We start from the raw sequence: 18,692 nt of genomic DNA on the forward strand, positions 1-18,692 counted from the left end.
TTTATTTCCTCCCAATAGGAATAGGATTAGTCATATAGCTTGTCAATTGCTGCATAACCTGCTCACTATCGGTGAGACCAAGAATATGATTCACAGTTGCTTCAGCATCTGCAATGGATATCTCACCAATTCTGTCTTTCACTTTTAGAACCGAACTATTCCCCACGCTAAACTCTCGCAGCCCAAGCCCTAGCAATAAAGGAACCGCTGCTGGATCCCCTGCCATTTCACCGCATAGACTGACAGGAATTCCAGACTGTTTTCCCGTATCCAATGCTCGTTTAACCAGACGGATGACTGCCGGATGATACGGATCATACGAGGTGGCTATTTTATCATTCATGCGATCCACAGCTAATGTGAATTGAATCAGATCATTCGTCCCAATGCTGAAAAAATCCACTTCATGTGCGAACAAATCAGCCAGCAGGGCTGCTGCAGGAACTTCAATCATCATGCCAATTTCCAGATGCGGGTCGTATGCCATCCCCTCTTTCAGAAGTTGTGCCTCCACTTCCTTCATGAATACCTTAACTGCGCGTATTTGTTGTAAGGATGAGATCATCGGATATAAGACTTTCACTTTTCCATACATGCTGGCCCGCAGGATCGCCCGTAATTGGGTTTCCAGTAAATCAGGCTCCCCCAGACAAAATCGTATGCCACGGTAGCCAAGTGAAGGGTTTTCCTCCAGGGGAAAGGAATAAAAGCGGACTTGCTTATCCCCGCCAATGTCCATTATCCGGAACACAAGGGGCTTTCCTTGCAAAGATTGGATCGCATTGCGATATATGATAAACTGTTCTTCCTCAGATGGCGGCGCATAGCGATCCATGAAGAGATACTCTGTACGAAAAAGCCCAATCCCGTCTACCCCCAATTCAAGAGCCTCCACGATTTCATCAGGCATACTAATATTTGCGGAAAGCCTGATAACTTGCCCATCCAGGGTTTGAGCCGGTTTTTTTCTCGTTAAGTCTAATCGTTGTTCTAACACATGTTTTCCATCAATGTAGCCAAGATACTTACACCATTCCTCTTGGGTTGGTTCAATACAAACCTCTCCCTTATCTCCGTCTACAATAATCATCTCATCATCTCTTATATGTGACAGTGCGCTTCCCTCAACCCCCACGATAACGGGGATTCCTTTTGAACGCATCATGATGACAGTATGCGAGGTCAGTCCGCCAGTTTCCAATATGACTCCCATAACTTTGTCAATCGTTAGTTGTGCGACATCCGAAGGCGCCAATTCGTCCGCAATTAATATCACCGGGTGTGTCAGGCGATGACTAGCCGCAGGCATAATACCCAGGAGCTTCCGTATGACACGTTGTGCAAGATCCCTCACGTCTGGAGCACGTTCTTTCATATAATCGTCATCCAATTTTTCAAAAATAATTGAAAACTCTCTCGTCACATGTTCGTAAGTCCATTCAACATTCATCAGCTCTTTCGATAAGCGCTGCTCAACTTCAGCAATAATAGCCGGGTCATACAATAAAGAGAGATAAGCATCGAATATAGCCGCCTGTTCAGCTCCCATTACGGAAAAGACCTTTTGCTTATCCTGTCTTATTTCTTCGGCCGCAGCATCAATCGCACGCTGCAGCCGCGCCGCTTCATTCTCAATCTGTGAAATAGAAATTGTATATTGAGGAACGGCTAACTTAGCCTTATTCAACATATAGCTTTTTCCTATCTCAATACCTGGTGATGCCGAAATGCCTTTGATGATCATGAGCATTCCCCCTTTCATCCATCATGAACTGCAGTTAGCACAATGTGTTCATTAGATTAAAAGCCAGCAACATAATATTCATGATATCATCTGATGTTTAAAGGCGTGATAAACAAATGGTTATTTCTGCTGATCAATGGTTTCATTCAAATTCTTCAACGTCCATTTTAAGGCTTCGCCCACATTTTTATCTTTAATGGCCTGGTATAGGTTTTCATGAAAGAAATGCTGTGATTTGTGAAAGCTTTGATTCTTATACAGCATTGTGTTTGCATCCAGGATGACGGATGAAAATGATCGAAATAAATCAGCCGCAATACTGTTTTTACTGGCAACAGCTACAGAGAGATGAAAGGCAATATCTGCATTCAGATAAGTTCTCATGTCCCCTGCATGCAACGCCAGAACACATTGATCCAATGCGCTTCTCATCTGCGCAATATCCTTGTCTTCTCGCCGGAGAGCTGCCAATCCGGAAATCTCCAGCTCCAGCATACTCCTTACCTCATACACTTCCAGAATCTCCGCTCTTCTAAGCCGGTGAAGCAACGGTTCCTGAATAACTGGCCTGGCAATCAAATAGGTACCGAATCCTTGTTTTTTCTCAAGCAGCCCGGAATGGACCAAAACCCTTACCGCTTCCCGGATGGTCGAACGTCCTACGCCGAATTGTTCCATTAGTTTAGGCTCAGTCGGAATTTTCTGCCCGTATTGCATTTCACCATCAGAAAATTTCCTTTGCAGCTGTTTAACCACCTCGTCAACCAATTTCGGTCGATTCAAGGCTCGAAACAGATCTTTTGCTTTCATTTCACCCTCTCCCTGAACGAAAGAAATGCCTATCCGCCCCGTTCATTATGAATTTGGCCAGTCATTCCATCCATTCAATTCATGATATCATCTGATGTTTCAGGATACAAGAGAACAACTTACTCCTGTTGAAGAAAAGCTTTTAGCTGCACTACCGTTTTATCTAAATTTTTTAATGTCCAATGTGCCGCTGCAGTCATATCTTTATCCTTTATAGCCTGGTATAAATTCTCATGAACAGGATGCTGCGGATCATGGATATTCGGATCCTTCGCCAATTTTTGAAGCGCATCTGAAAGCACAGAAGAGAAGGATTGAAACAAATCTGCGGCAACGCTATTTTTACTTGCCTTTGCTATCGACAAATGAAAGGAGATGTCAGCATTTATATAGGCGTCCATATCGCTCTTTTGCAATGCTTGCAACCGTTGGTCCAATGCGCTGCGCATGTTTGCGAGATCGTTGTCGTCACGGCGCTCTGCAGCTAATTTTGAAATTTCCAATTCCAGCATTTTACGTACTTCATAAACCTCCAAAATCTCTGCTCTGCGCAACCGGTTTGACAAAGGCTCCTGAATGCCCGAATTTGTCGTTAAATACGTACCAAAGCCTTGCTTCTTCTCCAGTAAACCGGCATGGACCAACACTCTTACCGCTTCGCGTACGGTAGATCGGCCTACACCAAATTGCTCCATCAATTCGGGTTCTGTGGGAATTTTACTACCCTGCTGAATCTCCCCATCGGAAATTTTCTTTTGCAGCTGATTAACAACATCATCCACCAGCTTCGGACGGCTTATGGTATGAAATGAAATTTTCGAATTCATCTAATCATCTCCTGTTTGAATCATAACACAACAGAACCTCTCGAACAACAGACTGTTGATTAAATGGATGGGACCTCACAGCATACGTAAAAGCCGTTGGTTTACTCATGAATTCACCTCTTCGATTACTCGGCTGCGACCGGAAGCAATACCGAAAATAAGCATTAGAATGGTTATGACGAGCAGCACGATAAGCGGAACCTTCCATCCGTTGGTCAAATCATGCAGATAACCGAAAAGTATAGGTCCTGCCGCGGCCAACAGATATCCTACCGATTGAGCCATCCCGGATAATTCAGTTGCGTCATGCATGTTTGTAGTTCGCAATCCGAATAATGTCATCGCAAGACTAAATGCTGAGCCTGCACCAATTCCGATAAAAATAGCCCAAAGCATGACCAGATGATTTCCGGAAAGCAGCCCCCCAATACCAACGAAGAAGAAGAGTGCCGTCAGGAAAATAATGCCGATTTGATTGTTCATACGCCTAGCCAAAATAGGCACGAAAAAAGTAACGGGAAGTAAAGCGAACTGCATAATTGATAGTATCCACCCTGCGTAATCCGAGCTTATCCCTTGGCTTGTGAGAATCTCAGGTAACCATGAAATAAAGATAAAGAATAGCATGGATTGCAGCCCCATAAAAAGTGTCACATGCCAGGCGAGAGTGGACTTCCACAAATTCGTCCGCTTTTGGCTCGACGTCGCTATCCTCGCTTTTTCTTGCTGGCGCCCCAGTTGAGGAATCCATAAGAGAATGGTTATCACAGCAAGAAGTCCCCATAGACCCAAAGCTCCCTTCCAGCCTAAACCTGTCTGGTTAGCCACCGGCACACTAATTCCAGATGCAATAGCGCCGCCAAGATTCATCGCCACCAGATAAACGCCAATCATTATTCCGATTTTCAAAGGATACTTCTCCTTGATCAGACTTGGCATTAATACATTGCAAATGGCTATTGCCAGACCTAAAAAGACCGTCCCGATCAGCATTAAACCGATATTCCACGCTGAACGCAGCACAATGCCAAGAATCAGAAGGAGCATCGATCCAAACAGAACAGAGGATATTCCATATTTGCGGGCCATCTTCGGGGCAAACGGCGACATCAAAGCGAATGCGATTAGAGGAAGAGTGGTAATTAAGCCCGCTAACGTATACGATATCCCTAAATCCTCCTGGATGGTCCCTATTAGGGGCCCTACCGAAGTTAACGGGGCGCGTAAATTAGCCGCAATCAAAACAACTCCCAGGAGAAGCAGCCAGGCCGGAAAATTGGATTCCGAATGAATGGAGTTGTTGTTAGGTTTGGATTTCATTTATGCTTCCTCCATTTCTATTATTTAAGTCTTCAAAATCAATCATTAAACTAAATATTCATCTATTCATCAGATGTTTGAGAATAGAATTCTCCCTGCATAGGGTCAACTTTGCCGCTTGATTAATAATTCCGCCTTTTCTCTTGCCCAGGCATCTGCATGAAGAATATCTTCTAGTTGAGGATTTTGAATATTATGATGACTCGACAATACCTCATCCAATATTTTTTCGAAATCCGAAAAACACGCTTCGTTTCTGCGAAAAGAAAAATTGACGATCTCATTCGCGGCATTAATGACAGCCGGCATCGTTCCCCCTTGTTTCCCAGCTTCGATAGCGTAACTCAAGCATGGGAAGCGGGCCATATCCGGTTTTTCAAAATTGAGTTGTGCAATCAAGGATAAATCAAGTTTGGGATAATCACTTTTAAGACGATTGGGATATTCAAGCGCATATTGAATCGGCACTCGCATATCGGGCATGCCCATTTGAGCAATGATAGATCCGTCAACGAATTCAACCATAGAGTGAATAACACTTTGCCGGTGTATCAACACTTCGATTTGCTCATACGGGACTTCAAACAACCAATGCGCCTCGATGACCTCAAAGCCCTTATTCATCAAGGTGGCGCAATCGATCGTTATTTTTTCTCCCATGCTCCAATTTGGATGCTGAAGGGCATCACTGGCCCTCAATCCCGTCATTTCCTGCTTGGTTAAATCCCTGAAGGCTCCTCCCGACGCTGTGATAATCAGCTTGGACAGTTGATCTCTCGCTTCTCCATTCAAACATTGATATATGGCAGAATGCTCACTATCAACAGGTATAAGCTTACAGCCCTTTTCCTTGGCCAGCTTGGTTACTACACAGCCTGCTGCTACCAAGGTTTCTTTATTGGCAATAGCAACGTCTTTTCCTGCATGAAGAGCCTTGATCGTCGGTATAATGCCTGTTGCTCCCGTGACAGAGTTCATCACCAGGTCCGCCTCTTCACAGCAGGCAACATCAATAAGCCCCTTCTCTCCATAACAAACAATTACGGAGTCATCTACCTGAGCTTTAACTTTTCGCGCCAGTTCGCGATTTCCTACGGACACGATTGTCGGACGAAATTCATGAGCCTGCTCAATTAAATCATCAATCCTTTGGTTTGCGGCTAATCCGATTATTTTGAATCTATCCGGATGCTTTCTTACCACGTCCAGCGTAGACTTGCCAATTGAACCGCTCGAACCTAAAATACTGATTTTCTTCATGACAGCCTCCCTGGAGATAAAGGTGTATCCATTTGGTTGTTCGCGCTGCTGCAACGATAAGTCTTCGAGGATAACTTTATACTCGAAGGAGCTCCAATTAAGAAAAAATTAGAACTCCTTGACCGAGCCTCCGTTTCTTCTTGAAGTGCGCACCGAGACGCAAGAAGGTTGGTCTTAGAAATGTTTTGCGGCTTCGCGGGCTTTCGCAACCGCTTTGTCTTTAATTTCTTGCGTTTTGTCGGAGAGTGCGGCCATGCCTTCTACATAAACGGCCTCGAAGCTCGGTACGCCCAGGAATTTCAATGCAGCATCAAGGTGGCGGTGAGCCATTTCGAAACCTGCGTATCCGCCTTCGGACAATACGCTGCCGCTTGCCTGGATTTGGAATGCTTTTTTCTCAGTGAGCAGACCAACTGGACCATCAGCAGTATAGTGGAATGTTTTTCCGGCTACAAAGATGGCATCGATGTACGCTTTAAGCACTGGCGGGTAAGAGAAGTTCCAAACCGGGTTCACAAAGATGTATTTGTCTGCTTCCAGGAATTGATCGACCAGTTCACCCAGACGGCCGACTTTGGCTTGCTCGGAAGCGGTTAGTTGATCAAATGCAGTGCCTGATTGCAGTTTGCCCCAAGCGCCAAATATTTCGCTGTCAAGGAAAGGAATTTCCGATTGAAACAGGTCAATGTGATAAATCTCATCGTTGGGATTTGCTGCATGGTAAGCATCCAGGAACTCTTTACCGACGGAAAGGCTGAAGGAGCCTTCAACAATGCTTGGGTTTGCAGTGATGTACAATACTTTTTTTCCTGGTGTTTCGGGATTAGTGGTAAAAAGAGAGTTCAATCTGTTCAACATGAAAAAACACGTCCTTTTGATAAATTTGGGGTAATGAAAAAAATACTTCGACAAACTACGCTGCAGTGTGCTTCCGCGTTCATACATATAACGATGCTGCGATTCCTTTTGTGACAACGCGTAACGTACGCTTTAATTAATTACCATTTATTTATATATATGTATTATATTTTAATTTAATTCTTTGAGGTCAGTCAAAATGCAAAATGGCCATCCTTTAAAGGATGGCCACCTGTCAGCTTAGAAAGGGAAGTCTGGGTGTGAAGCCTAGATCTGATCAGCCTGCGATTGTTTTTTAGTCGAAGGCGCAAACCAACCGAATAGGGCTATTGCAACCAACACTACATAGAAGATAGATGTCCAGACTGTACTATGCGGAAAATGATGCTCTAACACGCCGATATCTTCATGAGCCAGCGTAATGACAGCGAGCTTCACGCCGACCCATGCCACGATCGCATAAGCCGTGGTCTCGAGTGCCGGCCGTTGACCAAGCAGCTTTACAAACCATGTGGCCGCAAATTTGATCAGGATGAGCCCAGCGATTCCGCCAAGCACGACAATCAGGAATTTTCCTCCGTCCATACCACCAAAATCACCAAGCGGAGAATCCGGGAGACCAAGTGCCAGAGCTACTGCAGCAAGAATGGAATCAATCGCAAAGGCGAGATCTGCAAGAGCGATTTTCCCCACGGTTGGCCAGAAGCCTTTTCCTGCGGCATCTGTCTTTATGTCCTCGCGAATGTTCTCGTTTTCCTTGCCAAAACGCGCTTTGATGATGTGCTTTAACCCAAGGTATAGAAGGTAAGCAGCTCCGATCGCCTGTATTTGCCAGACGTTCGCAATAAATGATATCGCAAAGAGAGCGGCGAAACGGAAAACAAAAGCCATAATGATCCCATAGTTGATGGCTTTCTTCTTCTGTTCCTCCGGCAAATGCTTCGCGATAACAGCCAATACGAGCGCATTGTCAGCAGACAGCAATCCTTCCAAACCGATAAGTATTAGTAGTGCCCACGCATACTCCAACCACAATGAATCCAATTTACATTCTCCCCTTTTCAACGATTGTAAGTATAATGAGCCGACAAAATCAGATTAGTCCGCAATAGGTATACGGAATAAGTCACCGATGGAGTTCATTTTTTTTTACAGGCCTTCGAAAACAATGTTTAAAACGGCTCTATTGGTGATTCAGCCATGCCTCTGACCAGCTGTCAGCAAGAACAGCCCGTTAACTTGATGCTTCCCTTACTGTCGGCAATCGGACAATGTTTTTGTCACAAAACGGAAATCGGATCGAATTCTTATCATCACCAAATGACAAGAACTTGATCCACCAGCAAAAAAAATCCCGCGGTTTACGCGGGCTTCATTCGGACAATGTTTTTGTAAACCGGCATATGTACTTTCATCTTCAATAACAGTTCAGGACGAATTCGTCATCCTCGGAGGGGATCGTCGACCTTCGAGAAGCCGATTGCTCACCTAGCCGGGTCAGATCACCGATATTTTTTTAGTACACCTCGTGATTTAAAACCCTTTTCCCCCGAGCGGCCGAACCTTAACGGCGCTCCCCCCGGCGATTAAATGCCGGCAGCGCCCGATGAGCGCAAGCACGTTCTCGTTCTTCAGAGACGCGGTATGCGCTTCCTGACTCTCCCACAGCTCGGTGATCCACAGATCGTCCGGATCTTCTTCAGCCGCATGTAGAATATAATAGATACAACCCTCCATATCGTTCAGCGTTTCACTGGATTCCAGCATCATCTTCGCGAGTTCTTCGCGTTTCCCCGGGTGGGCTGTCAATTTTCCAAACATGGCGTATTTACTCATCGTCATCTCCCTTTCTTCTTGTAAGATACCAAATAACATCACTTCATAGGATGTTGGCTTCTTGGCAGTAAGCGGCTTTCCCGAGCGTAGCATTCAGAAGATTAATCACATACTGTCTGCCTTTGTCATGGTCCAAATCTACTTTCCCTGAAGCGTCCGGAATCGCCGTTCCACCATTCCTCTTGGGATTTTCTTCATCCTCATAATGATTATAATCCTCTACCCCTGACAAAAATAGTCAGGCATTCCAATCGTTTATTCTTTTTTTCAAGAAGCGCGGTGATCCGCCAGATACAAACTCTCCCCTGTATCCAACGTGATCTTACAGACTCGCACCAGTCAAACGTGTGGATATTCCGGCACGAATCAAGAGGCAGCAATATCCGAGGGATTCATAAAGACCCGGCCTGCCATGGGAGTTAGAATTTCCATATGTGATTTTGCCGTCACAACAATAAAAGCTGTCGAGGATACCTCGACAGCTTGCCCAACATAGGATTGTTTTTATTTTTACGTGTGCGTTCTACAAAGACTACCTTTACGTCCGGAACATATCCCCTCAGATCGTGAACTTCACACCAGTCATCTCTTCACTGAGCTGCCAGAGCCGTTTCGCCGAAGCGGGATCGATAGCCCAAGGCGGCACGCCCGAGACTGTCAAACTTACCGGAGTGTCCGCCGGGACTGCCTTTGTAATATCGACGTTCTCGCAGTAAACGCCACCCCTTCCATCCAGCTGCGTACTGGTCGCACACCAGACACTAGTCGCAGCGCCCTGTTCGACCGTCTTATATCCAAGGGACGGATCATTAACAGGATGTCCTTGTTCATCTATAATACCCATGGCACGCAGCTCCTCGTCCGACAAAAAACGAGCCAGGTCGGTCTTGATTACGCCGGGATGAACGGAGAAGGCACGGACGCCGTGTGCATGACCTTGCCTGTCCAACTCAACGGCAAACAGCGCGTTGGCTGACTTTGACTCACCGTATGCTTTCCATTTATCATACTCTCGCCGTTCGAAGTTCGGATCGTCGAAATTTACGCCTCCAAAAAAGACTGCCCCTGATGAGAGCGAGACGACTCGCGCGCTTCCCGCTTGTTTCAAGGCTGGCCAGAGCCGCGCAGTCAATTGGTAGTGCCCCAGATGATTCGTGGAAAATTGGGATTCGAAGCCGCGTGCGTCGCGCACCAGTGGGGATGCCATAATGCCGGCGCTGTTGACGAGGATATCCAAGGACCGTCCAGAATCAAGAAACCGCTGTGAGAATGCATCGATTGAAGCCGGATCCATCAGATCCATCTCCTCTAGCTCCATCCGCGGGATGCCGGCGATTGAAACCCGAGCTTTCTCCGCAGTGCGCGCAGGCACGATAACTGTAGCTCCGGCTTCCGCCAGAACGCGGGATGTTTCGAGTCCTAGTCCGGAGTATCCGCCGGTCACGATGGCGACCTTGCCGCTTAAGTCGCGTCCGCCGAGTGCATCTTTCGCCGTTGTTTGCTTGCCGAAGCCCGATGGAATCGGCTCCTGTGGTGTTATCTTATAAGAGTTATTAGTATGCATCTCTTGTTGTTCCTCCTAGTCGTTATCTTTCGTCTGGCTTCATCGTCCAACTTGTGGTTCATACAGCTTGCTTGTTGTAATTATAGTTCATAAGTTTACTATATAGTAGCACTTACTTATTAGTTACATAGTATCAAAAATGTGATAATTGAATGATTTACTTGTTCCCGATTCTCATTGTGGCTCTCCCGGTCATCATTCATGAGCCGCATTCGCGGTAAAGCGCTTACCGCATCTTGACGAAAAAGCCTCCGGAACACGGCTCATCGGCCAACATCAGTATATCGGTGAGCCTATCTCTAGCTTTGGGAGCAGATGTCATATAATTCCACTAAGCTTGTGACCGTGTAGGTACTTTGAATTTCTGCAGTACCTTTTTGTGACTTTGTGTTAAACCAGCAGGTGTCAATTCCTGACAGAACGCCACCTTTTATATCGGTATTTAATGAATCCCCGATAATAAGTGCTTCCTTTATATTAAAATCTTTAATATGACTCATCACGTAATCGAAAAATGCTGTTGATGGCTTTTGGGATCCAATGCTTTGAGAATCAAAAATGTCTTCAAAGAACCCATGCAAGCCTGACTGCTTCAATCGCTTGATCTGAGTTTGGGTTATACCATTCGTAATAACAAACAGTCTATGGGAGGCAGACAATCTCTGACACAATTCTAAAGCTCCTTCCATAAGCTGACTTCCATTGCCCAAAAGCTCCCGATACAGATTTTCCCATTCAATGCCATCCACAACTTCTCCCAGTCTTAACATTGTTTCTGAAAATCTTGCGTTTAGCACATCATCCAATACAATAATTCCATTTTCATATTCAGCCCATAGTTGTTTGTTGACGGCATTATATATTCGAAACAACTCATCCGATAAAGTATAGCCGTAATGCTGAAACAATTTGGTTAACGAATCCGTTTCATTAGCGCCGAAATCTAACAAGGTATCATCTAAATCAAACAGAAGTATTTTATACCTCATTTTTCCTCCCCTTAAATATAAATAAATGATAATCCCCGTACATAGTCGATGTACGGGGATTTCGCCTGCAGTTATTTGCTTGCGGCCGGCTGATATTCTCCAGGTACCATACCCGTTGAAATCCCCATTCGATTCCAGGAGTTGATCGCATTAATCGCCATAATCAAATTGACAAATTCGCCCTCGTCGAAATGCTTTCGAACTTGTTCGTACAATTCCTGCGGCACACCAGCATCGGAAATTTTGGTCACCGCTTCCGTTAATGCTAATGCGGCACGCTCCGCTTCCGTATAGAATGGAGCTTCCCGCCATGCATTAAGCAAATACAATCGCTGCTCCGTCTCCCCCATCGCACGCGCATCTTTCGTATGCATATCCAGGCAGTAGGCGCAGCCATTAATTTGCGAGGCACGAATCTTAATCAGCTCCCACAGCTTGTGGTCAAGACCGCTCTTCTTCACATACCCTTCCAATTGTAAAAGTGTTTGTAAAGAACCGGGCTGCACTTTCATATAATTCAGTCTCATTTCCATGTTTCCATACACCTCTTAATTTTTTTGTGGTTAACGTAATTAATACTTTATTACTTTCTTACTTTCTTACTTTCTTACTTTCTTACTTTCTTACTTTCTTACAAGTCCATCGCTTTATACGCTGCAATTCCATGACCATAAATATTCTGCCAGCTTTAGATCGCAAATATTCCTTCACGATTTCGCGTCCGCCTTTTGTAAGAAAAGACCGAAGATTACGAACTTCCATTTGCGCCGACAAGTTCGGATTGTCTCTTCTTGCGCTTCATAAGCTCAGGCAGGGCAATACCGAACATTGTGATCCCCACACCAAGCCACTGCAGCCAGTTGACAGACTCATTCAGTACGATGTACGACATCATGACGGCCGTCGGCAGTTCAGCCGCACTCAAGATAGTAGCCAGTCCGCCGCCAACACGCGGTACGCCGATGGCATAGAACAGCGGCGGGATGACAATACCGAAGAGAGCCAGCAGCAGCGCCCAGGGTACAAGCCCATCGTGCATAGATCCATTTATAAGAAAATGCGGCGGAAACACCAACATAGCGAGAATAAATGAGCCAGACAGCATAATCGCGCTTCGTGTGATCGGATCGACTTGTTTGGCTGTTTTCCCGCTAAACCAAATGAAGAGCGCATAGGTAACGGCAGCCAACAAGCCAAGAGCAACACCTATCCAGGATACTGCTTCCTTGCTCCCACCCAAATATCCGCTTGCCATAATAATGCCGACAAACAAGATGACGAGCGATAAAATTTTATCTTTACCAGGACGTTTTCGTTCAACTGCTGCTTCCAGCAGGATGCCCATCCACGTAAATTGAAACAACAAGATAATCGCGAATGAAGCCGAAATATGCTGGAGCGCTGAATAGTAAAGCATTCCCGTTAAGCCTGTTGTCGTTCCTACGGCCATGAGCGAGAGCGCTTGACGCCTTGTTACTTTAAATGTATGCAACGCAGCGGGTTGCTTGGCAGATTTCGCGTTCACGAATACCAATATCCACAGCATAATCACACCGAACAGGTTTTGACTGCCGACGACTTCGCCAACATTGAAACCAGAATCATAAGCTTTCTTTACAAAAGTAGATAATAAACCAAAGCTGCACGCCCCGGCTAAAACAAATAAAATGTATTTCTTCATATTAGAAATGAATCTACTGGCTTAGAAGCTTTTGGCCAGTTCAAGCGCTTGTTGAATGGCTTTTCCTTTAATAGAAGATGCTTGATCTGGTGCAGCTCCAGTGCCTTCGATATAAATAACTTCAATTGAAGGTATGCCTATGAATTTGGATACAGCTGTCAAGTATCGGTGGCTGAATTCGAAGCCTGCCGCTGGTCCCTCAGAGAGCACGCTGCCGGAAGCCTGAATATGAAGCAATTTTTTGTCAGAAGCTAAGCCAATTATGCCTTCTGGCGTGTAATTAACTGTTTTTCCGGGTATGCATATGGCGTCAATATAAGCTTTCAATACAGGTGGGAACAAATAATTCCAAACTGGATTGACGACAACGATTTTATCTGCAGTGAGAAATTGATCAACCAGTTCACCCAAACGTGCCACTTTAGCCTGAGCATCCGAGCTCAATTGATCAAAAGAACTGCCTCTTTTCAATTGGTCCCAGCTACGTAACACTTCAGCGTCCAGCTGCGGGATATCCGTTTTATATAGATCCAGATGAATAACTTCATCGTTAGGATTTGCTTCACGGTAGGCTTGGATAAACTCGTGGCCTACGGACAAACTATGGGATGCACTCTTATCCAGCGGGTGTGCGGTCACATATAAAACGGTTGACATGATTGATCCCTCCTTGAGGTTAATCAGTACCTAATCTTTAGTAAGCTTCTCTTTACTCCTTATCAGGGAACATCCCCGTGGAGATGGCGATACGATTCCATGAATTAATGGTATTGATTGCCATAATAATTGCCACATATTCTGCCTCATCTACATGTGCCCGAACTCTTTCATACAATTCCTGCGGCACGCCTTGCTCGGAAATACGGGTTACAGCTTCCGTAAGCTCAAGCACCACTCTTTCTTTGTCAGAATAAAAGGGGGCTTCGCGCCACGCGTTAAGTAAATAAATCCGCTGCTCCGTTTCGCCCATTTTCCGTGAATCCCGTGTATGCATGTCTATACAATAAGCACACCCGTTAATTTGTGATGCTCTGATCTTAATTAATTCATATAGCTTTGCATCCAACCCACTCGTCTTAATAAACCCTTCCAGCTTCATCATCGTTTGCACAGCACCTGGGCTTGCACTCATATGATTTAATCTAACCTTCATAGTAATCTCCTCCATGAACAACAAATTTTATCTTGCCTTATGAAGTGTAACGCTGACAATGTTTATCGTCGATTAACCTCATCCACAATATAAACCTTTCATTTGTGGCTGTCAACCAAAAATCATGGGTCATTTAGCTGAAAATACCCAATTACCCTCATTTGACAAGGGTTTTAAATCAACCTAAGATGATTAATAACAACCTTTTTATCTAGAAAGCAGGTGTTTGTATGCAGTATAGTATTGGCGTTGAATATGGCCTGCATTGCTTGGTCTATCTAATTGATATTCCTCCTGATTCAACCATCGGGATTAAAGAGCTTTCCGCTTTTCAAGGTGTTTCAGAGACCTATCTTTCGAAGATCTTCAGTAAATTAACAAAAGCTGGTATCGTAAGCTCAGTCCCTGGTGTAAAAGGAGGCTATAAATTAGCCAGGTCTCCTGCAGATATTTCTTTTTGGGATGTAGTTGAAGCTGTTGAAGGTGCAGCCCCCATTTTTCAATGTAAAAACATCAAAGATAATAGCTATCTATGCCGTGATGAAGACTTTGCAGCATGCACTCGAGCTTCTTCCTGTGTGATAAACTTAGCTATGCTTGAAGCAGAAGATAGTATGCGCAATCTTCTTCGCAAAAAGTCACTAACTTGGTTGAATGAAGAGCTTGATCGCGTATTGACCCCTCAATCGCGCAAAGATACCCGTGAATATTTTGCTAGTAGCAACAGCAACAATGTTTAATGGATTTAAATGGAACACTTATTGAATAAATATGCAAAGCTGTTATTGAAATTGAGAATTTAACCAATTTTAAAATGGACAGCTCCCTTGGATCCTGGACATGTCGCAGTTGTAGGACTGCGTGTCGAGGATTTTCACGTTATTATAGTGAAATCCACTATTGATTCCCGTCAATAAACATGGCTGCTTCGGAGAACTCTTTTTCTTTCCGTACGACCATTTATGTCGTCCATCGCGAATGAGATCAAGTTCTTGTCATTGGCAATTGACAGGAACTTGATCCCATAAATAAATTGCATGATTCCGTTTTCTTTTCTTTAACTAAGAATGCTGCCTGCGCAGGGTAATGAGCCTATAAAATAATCGAATAACTGGAGTACTCAACTCTGTTGTCATGTAAGCGTCAAACCTTCCCCACCTACAAACCGGAAACCGATCATGAGATAATCTCCTCAAAAAAAACAGGGTATTAACGAATTAAGCATATAGCAGCCCCCAGTCTATGAACAATTGGGGGCTATTTGACGTTCACTTAAGGGGCTTTTGTTAAAGGCAGCCGTCCTGATTGGTTGTTAAACCTTTAAACAGTTCGTCATGCCTCCTCGACGATGGCAGACCAATAGTCAAATTATATGTTGACTCGATATATGTCGAACTGATATATTAAATCCATCATCAAACTGTACCGCGGGAGGCCAATATTAAAATGAACAGTCAAGATGTCATACTAGGCTTGCTTCACCGCCAGCCGTTGTCCGGGTACGAAATCAAGCAAATGCTCGAGATGCCGCTGTCTTTCTTTTTCGATGCCAGCTTCGGCACGATCTACCCGACGCTCGCGAAGCTGGAGGCGCAGGGGTTTATCATCAAGGAAAACGTCATTCAAGACGGGAGGCCGAACAAAAACGTGTATTCGCTGACCGATGCCGGACGCCAGCAGTTTCAAGCTTTTCTCGAATCGCCGTTGGAGAAGGACAGCTTCCGTTCGGATTTCCTCGTGCGGATGTTTTTCGGGGAATACATGGACACGGATACGCTGACCGATTGGGTTCGCGACGAGATCCGCAAGTCCGAGGCGTCCGGCGAGCAGCTGGGACGCATGAAGCAGAAGATCACGCCAGGCATGCCGCCGTCGAAGACGCTATGTCTCGAGATCGGGTTCGAGTTGAATGCGGCCAAGACCCGAACCCTGCATGAGGCCCTGCGGAAACTGACGGAATCGGAATAAGACTTAAATCTTGGAAGGAGTGGCACTGCTCATGTCAACAGCTTCGAAACATACGGGACTGATCGTCCTGTCCATGGCGTTAGGATTGCTGATGGCTTCGCTGGATAATACGATCGTGTCCGCCAGCGTCAACAAAGTCATCGAGAACATCGGGGGCTTCGAGAAAATCTCGTGGGTATTTACCGCCTACATGCTTGCGGCCACCAGCACCATGCTGATTTTCGGCAAACTGTCCGATTTGTTCGGTCGCAAGAAGTTTTACCTGATTGGCATATCCTTATTCCTTATCGGCTCTGCTCTCTGCGGCATGGCGCAAACGATCGATCAGCTGATCTGGTTCCGCGTCATCCAGGGCATCGGCTCTGGCTCTGTATTCCCGATTTCGTTCTCCATTATCTTCACCTTGTTCGGCGACCCCAAGCAGGCTGCCAAACTGTCCGGGGTCATGGGCGCCGTATTCGGCTTGTCGTCCGTCGCCGGCCCTCAGCTCGGGACGCTGATCTCGGAGCATTTCAGCTGGCGCTGGTGCTTCTACGTCAACCTGCCGATCGGCATCGCGTCGATGCTCGTGCTGCTCTTCTCCCTTCGCGAATCGAAGGCCGAGCGCAAGCCAAAGATCGATTATCTCGGCGCAGTGCTGCTAATTGTGACGACCGTCTCCGTCCTGCTCGCGCTGGAGCTTGGCGGCAAGGATTATGCCTGGAGCTCCTGGCAGATCATCGGACTATTCGCAATCGGCGTGATCGGCGCGGTCTCATTCCTGCGGGTGGAATCCAAAGCCGAAGAGCCGATGCTCCCCCTCTCCATTTTCAAGCATCGACTGGTGCTCGGCACAAGCCTGCTCTGCTTCTGCCAGGGATTCATCATGTTCTCAGCCATCACGTATCTGCCGCTCTATGCAACCAGCGTGCTCGGCAAGGCCAATTCCAACGGCGTCCTGACGCCGATGATGGCCTCGCTGATCGGAGGCGCGATCGTGGCTGGTTTCATCTCGGCCAAGTTTCGTTTCCGGTCGGTGATGTTCGTGAATATGGCGCTCGGCGTCGTCGCCTCTCTCCTGCTCATGAATCTCTCGCCGGATATGCCGTATTGGCAGCTCATCAGCATCATGATTCTGCTGGGTCTCGGCGTGATCGGACCGCTCATGAGCATGGGCCAGAGCGCGGTTGCGATGGCCGTAGATACGAAATACATCGGCATCTCCTCCTCCGTCGTCGGCTTCTGGCGCAATATTGGCGGCGTGATGGGCGCTTCCATCATGGCTGTGCTCGTCAATGCGAGTCTGAAGAACTCCTCACTGGAGGCAATCGCCAAATTCCAAATCCCAGACCAGCAGGCGGCGACGCTGACCAATCCGGAGACGGTTCTCCGCGGTGCATCGGAAATGCCGGCAGATCTGCTTGCCTTCATGAGAAATGCGATCGGAAACGCCATCTCCCACGGCTTCATCCTTGCCTTATTCGTAATGGCCACGGGCGCAATCATCGCCCTTACCCTCGGCAATGCGCGCCTGCAGAAGAAGCCGGAAACGGATGAGGAAAATGCGCCCGTCGTGCATACTGCCTAGTCTGCCCGGAACGAACGGCCCACCAGCTTTCGCTCCGCTATCAAAAACATCCCTGCCTGATAATAACGGCGGGGATGTTTTTCGAAGCATTTTCATGCCGATGCGTTCCGGACACCTGCAGTGCAGCGGGCAATCACGCGGTTCAATTATTATGCGCGATCTCTTTGCAGCTCATGCGAATTGTCATCCATTAAAGATCTTAGGGTATAATTCCGAATTAAATTTGTGCAACTCCGCCATCTACGAATAATTCAATCCCATTTATATAGCTGCTTTCATTAGAGGCCAGGAACATGACGGCATTCGCGATTTCTTCGGCTTTCCCCACTCTGCCTAGCGGTATTTCATTCTTGGCCTGTTCAAGGAAGTTATTTAACTCGGCTCCGAATAAGTCATCGTAAGCCGGTGTATGAACGGTTCCCGGACTAAGGACGTTGACACGAATTCCTGTTCCTTTCAGATCCAGAATCCAGCTGCGGATCAACTGTCTTATTGCCGCCTTCGATGCGCCATAGATACTAAACGCCGGCATCCCCGCTGTCCCAGCTGTGGACCCCGTCAGAATAATCGAACCTGTCTTATTCAGAAACAACGGTAATGCCTTTTGCACCGTGAATATGGTTCCTTTTACATTGACGTCAAATGTTTTGTAATAATGCTCTTCTGTAATTTCACCTAGTGGAAGCAAGGATCCCAACCCCGCATTTGCAACGAGGATATCCAAATGTCCTTTCTCTTGCTTCACGGTTTCGTAGAGCTTGTCCAAATCTGCCAACTTGGAAATATCGCCTTGAACTCCCGTTGCATTCTTCCCAATCAGCTTCACCGCTGCATCCAGTTCACTTTGTCTGCGGCCTGTAATAAAAACATGCGCGCCTTCTTTTGCAAACTGCTGTGCTGTTGCAAGACCAATACCGCTGGTGCCTCCTGTTACAACCGCTACTTTACCATCAAACTTACCCATATTATGACTCTCCTTTAAGAATAATTTTAGTTTCGTATAGGAAGTCCTAATTGCCATTTTCCTTCGAAAAAAGGTTAGGTACTGAACTTCTTATAGTTGCTATTATGGATCAAAAGTAACCGAAATAAAAGTACACACTTTTTTGTTATAT

The 18,692-nt window shown here is 46.1% G+C and carries 18 protein-coding genes; 3 read left to right on the forward strand and 15 right to left on the reverse strand.

Going from position 1 to position 18,692, the window contains the following annotated elements; translation table 11 throughout:
• Nucleotide 1 precedes the first annotated feature (1 nt).
• The 14 genes from ptsP to AC0YOA_RS22665 all read right to left on the reverse strand — a co-directional run bounded on the left by ptsP (nucleotide 2) and on the right by AC0YOA_RS22665 (nucleotide 14,042).
• Entirely contained in the window at nucleotides 2-1,744 is a 1,743-nt protein-coding gene (gene ptsP, locus AC0YOA_RS22600) for a phosphoenolpyruvate--protein phosphotransferase (protein ID WP_475788531.1), read from the reverse strand.
• Nucleotides 1,745-1,864: 120 nt separating this feature from the next.
• A complete protein-coding gene (locus tag AC0YOA_RS22605) occupies nucleotides 1,865-2,554 on the reverse strand; it encodes a FadR/GntR family transcriptional regulator (RefSeq protein WP_475788532.1) in 690 nt (229 codons plus the stop codon).
• A 119-nt stretch (nucleotides 2,555-2,673) separates the two neighbouring features.
• Complete coding sequence (locus AC0YOA_RS22610) at nucleotides 2,674-3,381, reverse strand: FadR/GntR family transcriptional regulator (RefSeq protein ID WP_475788533.1); 708 nt, start codon at nucleotides 3,379-3,381, stop codon at nucleotides 2,674-2,676.
• A 105-nt stretch (nucleotides 3,382-3,486) separates the two neighbouring features.
• Entirely contained in the window at nucleotides 3,487-4,701 is a 1,215-nt protein-coding gene (locus AC0YOA_RS22615) for a CynX/NimT family MFS transporter (protein WP_475788534.1), read from the reverse strand.
• 105 nt (nucleotides 4,702-4,806) lie between these two features.
• On the reverse strand, nucleotides 4,807-5,961 hold the full coding sequence (locus AC0YOA_RS22620; RefSeq protein WP_475788535.1) for a 1-deoxy-D-xylulose-5-phosphate reductoisomerase: 1,155 nt from the start codon (nucleotides 5,959-5,961) through the stop codon (nucleotides 4,807-4,809).
• Nucleotides 5,962-6,135: 174 nt separating this feature from the next.
• The gene (locus AC0YOA_RS22625) at nucleotides 6,136-6,819 is read right to left on the reverse strand and encodes an FMN-dependent NADH-azoreductase (RefSeq protein ID WP_475788536.1); all 684 of its coding nucleotides are present in this window, start codon (nucleotides 6,817-6,819) and stop codon (nucleotides 6,136-6,138) included.
• Nucleotides 6,820-7,086: 267 nt separating this feature from the next.
• A complete protein-coding gene (locus tag AC0YOA_RS22630) occupies nucleotides 7,087-7,863 on the reverse strand; it encodes a TerC family protein (RefSeq protein ID WP_475788537.1) in 777 nt (258 codons plus the stop codon).
• A gap of 489 nt (nucleotides 7,864-8,352) precedes the next feature.
• A complete protein-coding gene (locus AC0YOA_RS22635) occupies nucleotides 8,353-8,655 on the reverse strand; it encodes a putative quinol monooxygenase (RefSeq protein WP_475770782.1) in 303 nt (100 codons plus the stop codon).
• Nucleotides 8,656-9,214: 559 nt separating this feature from the next.
• On the reverse strand, nucleotides 9,215-10,219 hold the full coding sequence (locus AC0YOA_RS22640) for an oxidoreductase (RefSeq protein WP_475788538.1): 1,005 nt from the start codon (nucleotides 10,217-10,219) through the stop codon (nucleotides 9,215-9,217).
• Nucleotides 10,220-10,518: 299 nt separating this feature from the next.
• The gene (locus AC0YOA_RS22645) at nucleotides 10,519-11,208 is read right to left on the reverse strand and encodes a YjjG family noncanonical pyrimidine nucleotidase (RefSeq protein WP_475788539.1); all 690 of its coding nucleotides are present in this window, start codon (nucleotides 11,206-11,208) and stop codon (nucleotides 10,519-10,521) included.
• Nucleotides 11,209-11,279: 71 nt separating this feature from the next.
• Nucleotides 11,280-11,741, reverse strand: a complete 462-nt coding sequence (locus AC0YOA_RS22650) for a carboxymuconolactone decarboxylase family protein (RefSeq protein WP_475788540.1) — start codon at nucleotides 11,739-11,741, stop codon at nucleotides 11,280-11,282.
• Between the two features lie 215 nt (nucleotides 11,742-11,956).
• Nucleotides 11,957-12,889 (reverse strand): EamA family transporter, encoded by a 933-nt coding sequence (locus tag AC0YOA_RS22655; protein WP_475788541.1) that lies wholly within the window; start codon nucleotides 12,887-12,889, stop codon nucleotides 11,957-11,959.
• A 21-nt stretch (nucleotides 12,890-12,910) separates the two neighbouring features.
• Entirely contained in the window at nucleotides 12,911-13,546 is a 636-nt protein-coding gene (locus tag AC0YOA_RS22660) for an FMN-dependent NADH-azoreductase (protein WP_475788542.1), read from the reverse strand.
• Nucleotides 13,547-13,598: 52 nt separating this feature from the next.
• Nucleotides 13,599-14,042, reverse strand: coding sequence for a carboxymuconolactone decarboxylase family protein (locus tag AC0YOA_RS22665; protein ID WP_475788543.1), 444 nt, complete (start codon nucleotides 14,040-14,042; stop codon nucleotides 13,599-13,601).
• Nucleotides 14,043-14,272: 230 nt separating this feature from the next.
• Here AC0YOA_RS22665 and AC0YOA_RS22670 point away from each other — a divergent pair, with 230 nt between their 5' ends.
• The 3 genes from AC0YOA_RS22670 to AC0YOA_RS22680 all read left to right on the forward strand — a co-directional run bounded on the left by AC0YOA_RS22670 (nucleotide 14,273) and on the right by AC0YOA_RS22680 (nucleotide 17,577).
• On the forward strand, nucleotides 14,273-14,782 hold the full coding sequence (locus tag AC0YOA_RS22670) for an RrF2 family transcriptional regulator (RefSeq protein ID WP_475788544.1): 510 nt from the start codon (nucleotides 14,273-14,275) through the stop codon (nucleotides 14,780-14,782).
• Between the two features lie 706 nt (nucleotides 14,783-15,488).
• Nucleotides 15,489-16,010 (forward strand): helix-turn-helix transcriptional regulator, encoded by a 522-nt coding sequence (locus AC0YOA_RS22675; protein WP_475788545.1) that lies wholly within the window; start codon nucleotides 15,489-15,491, stop codon nucleotides 16,008-16,010.
• 31 nt (nucleotides 16,011-16,041) lie between these two features.
• Nucleotides 16,042-17,577, forward strand: a complete 1,536-nt coding sequence (locus AC0YOA_RS22680) for a DHA2 family efflux MFS transporter permease subunit (protein ID WP_475788546.1) — start codon at nucleotides 16,042-16,044, stop codon at nucleotides 17,575-17,577.
• A 217-nt stretch (nucleotides 17,578-17,794) separates the two neighbouring features.
• Here the strand turns inward: AC0YOA_RS22680 and AC0YOA_RS22685 are convergent, their stop codons facing one another.
• On the reverse strand, nucleotides 17,795-18,541 hold the full coding sequence (locus AC0YOA_RS22685; RefSeq protein ID WP_475788547.1) for an SDR family NAD(P)-dependent oxidoreductase: 747 nt from the start codon (nucleotides 18,539-18,541) through the stop codon (nucleotides 17,795-17,797).
• Nucleotides 18,542-18,692 lie beyond the last annotated feature (151 nt).

The organism is Paenibacillus sp. JT22N12, assembly GCF_056269365.1.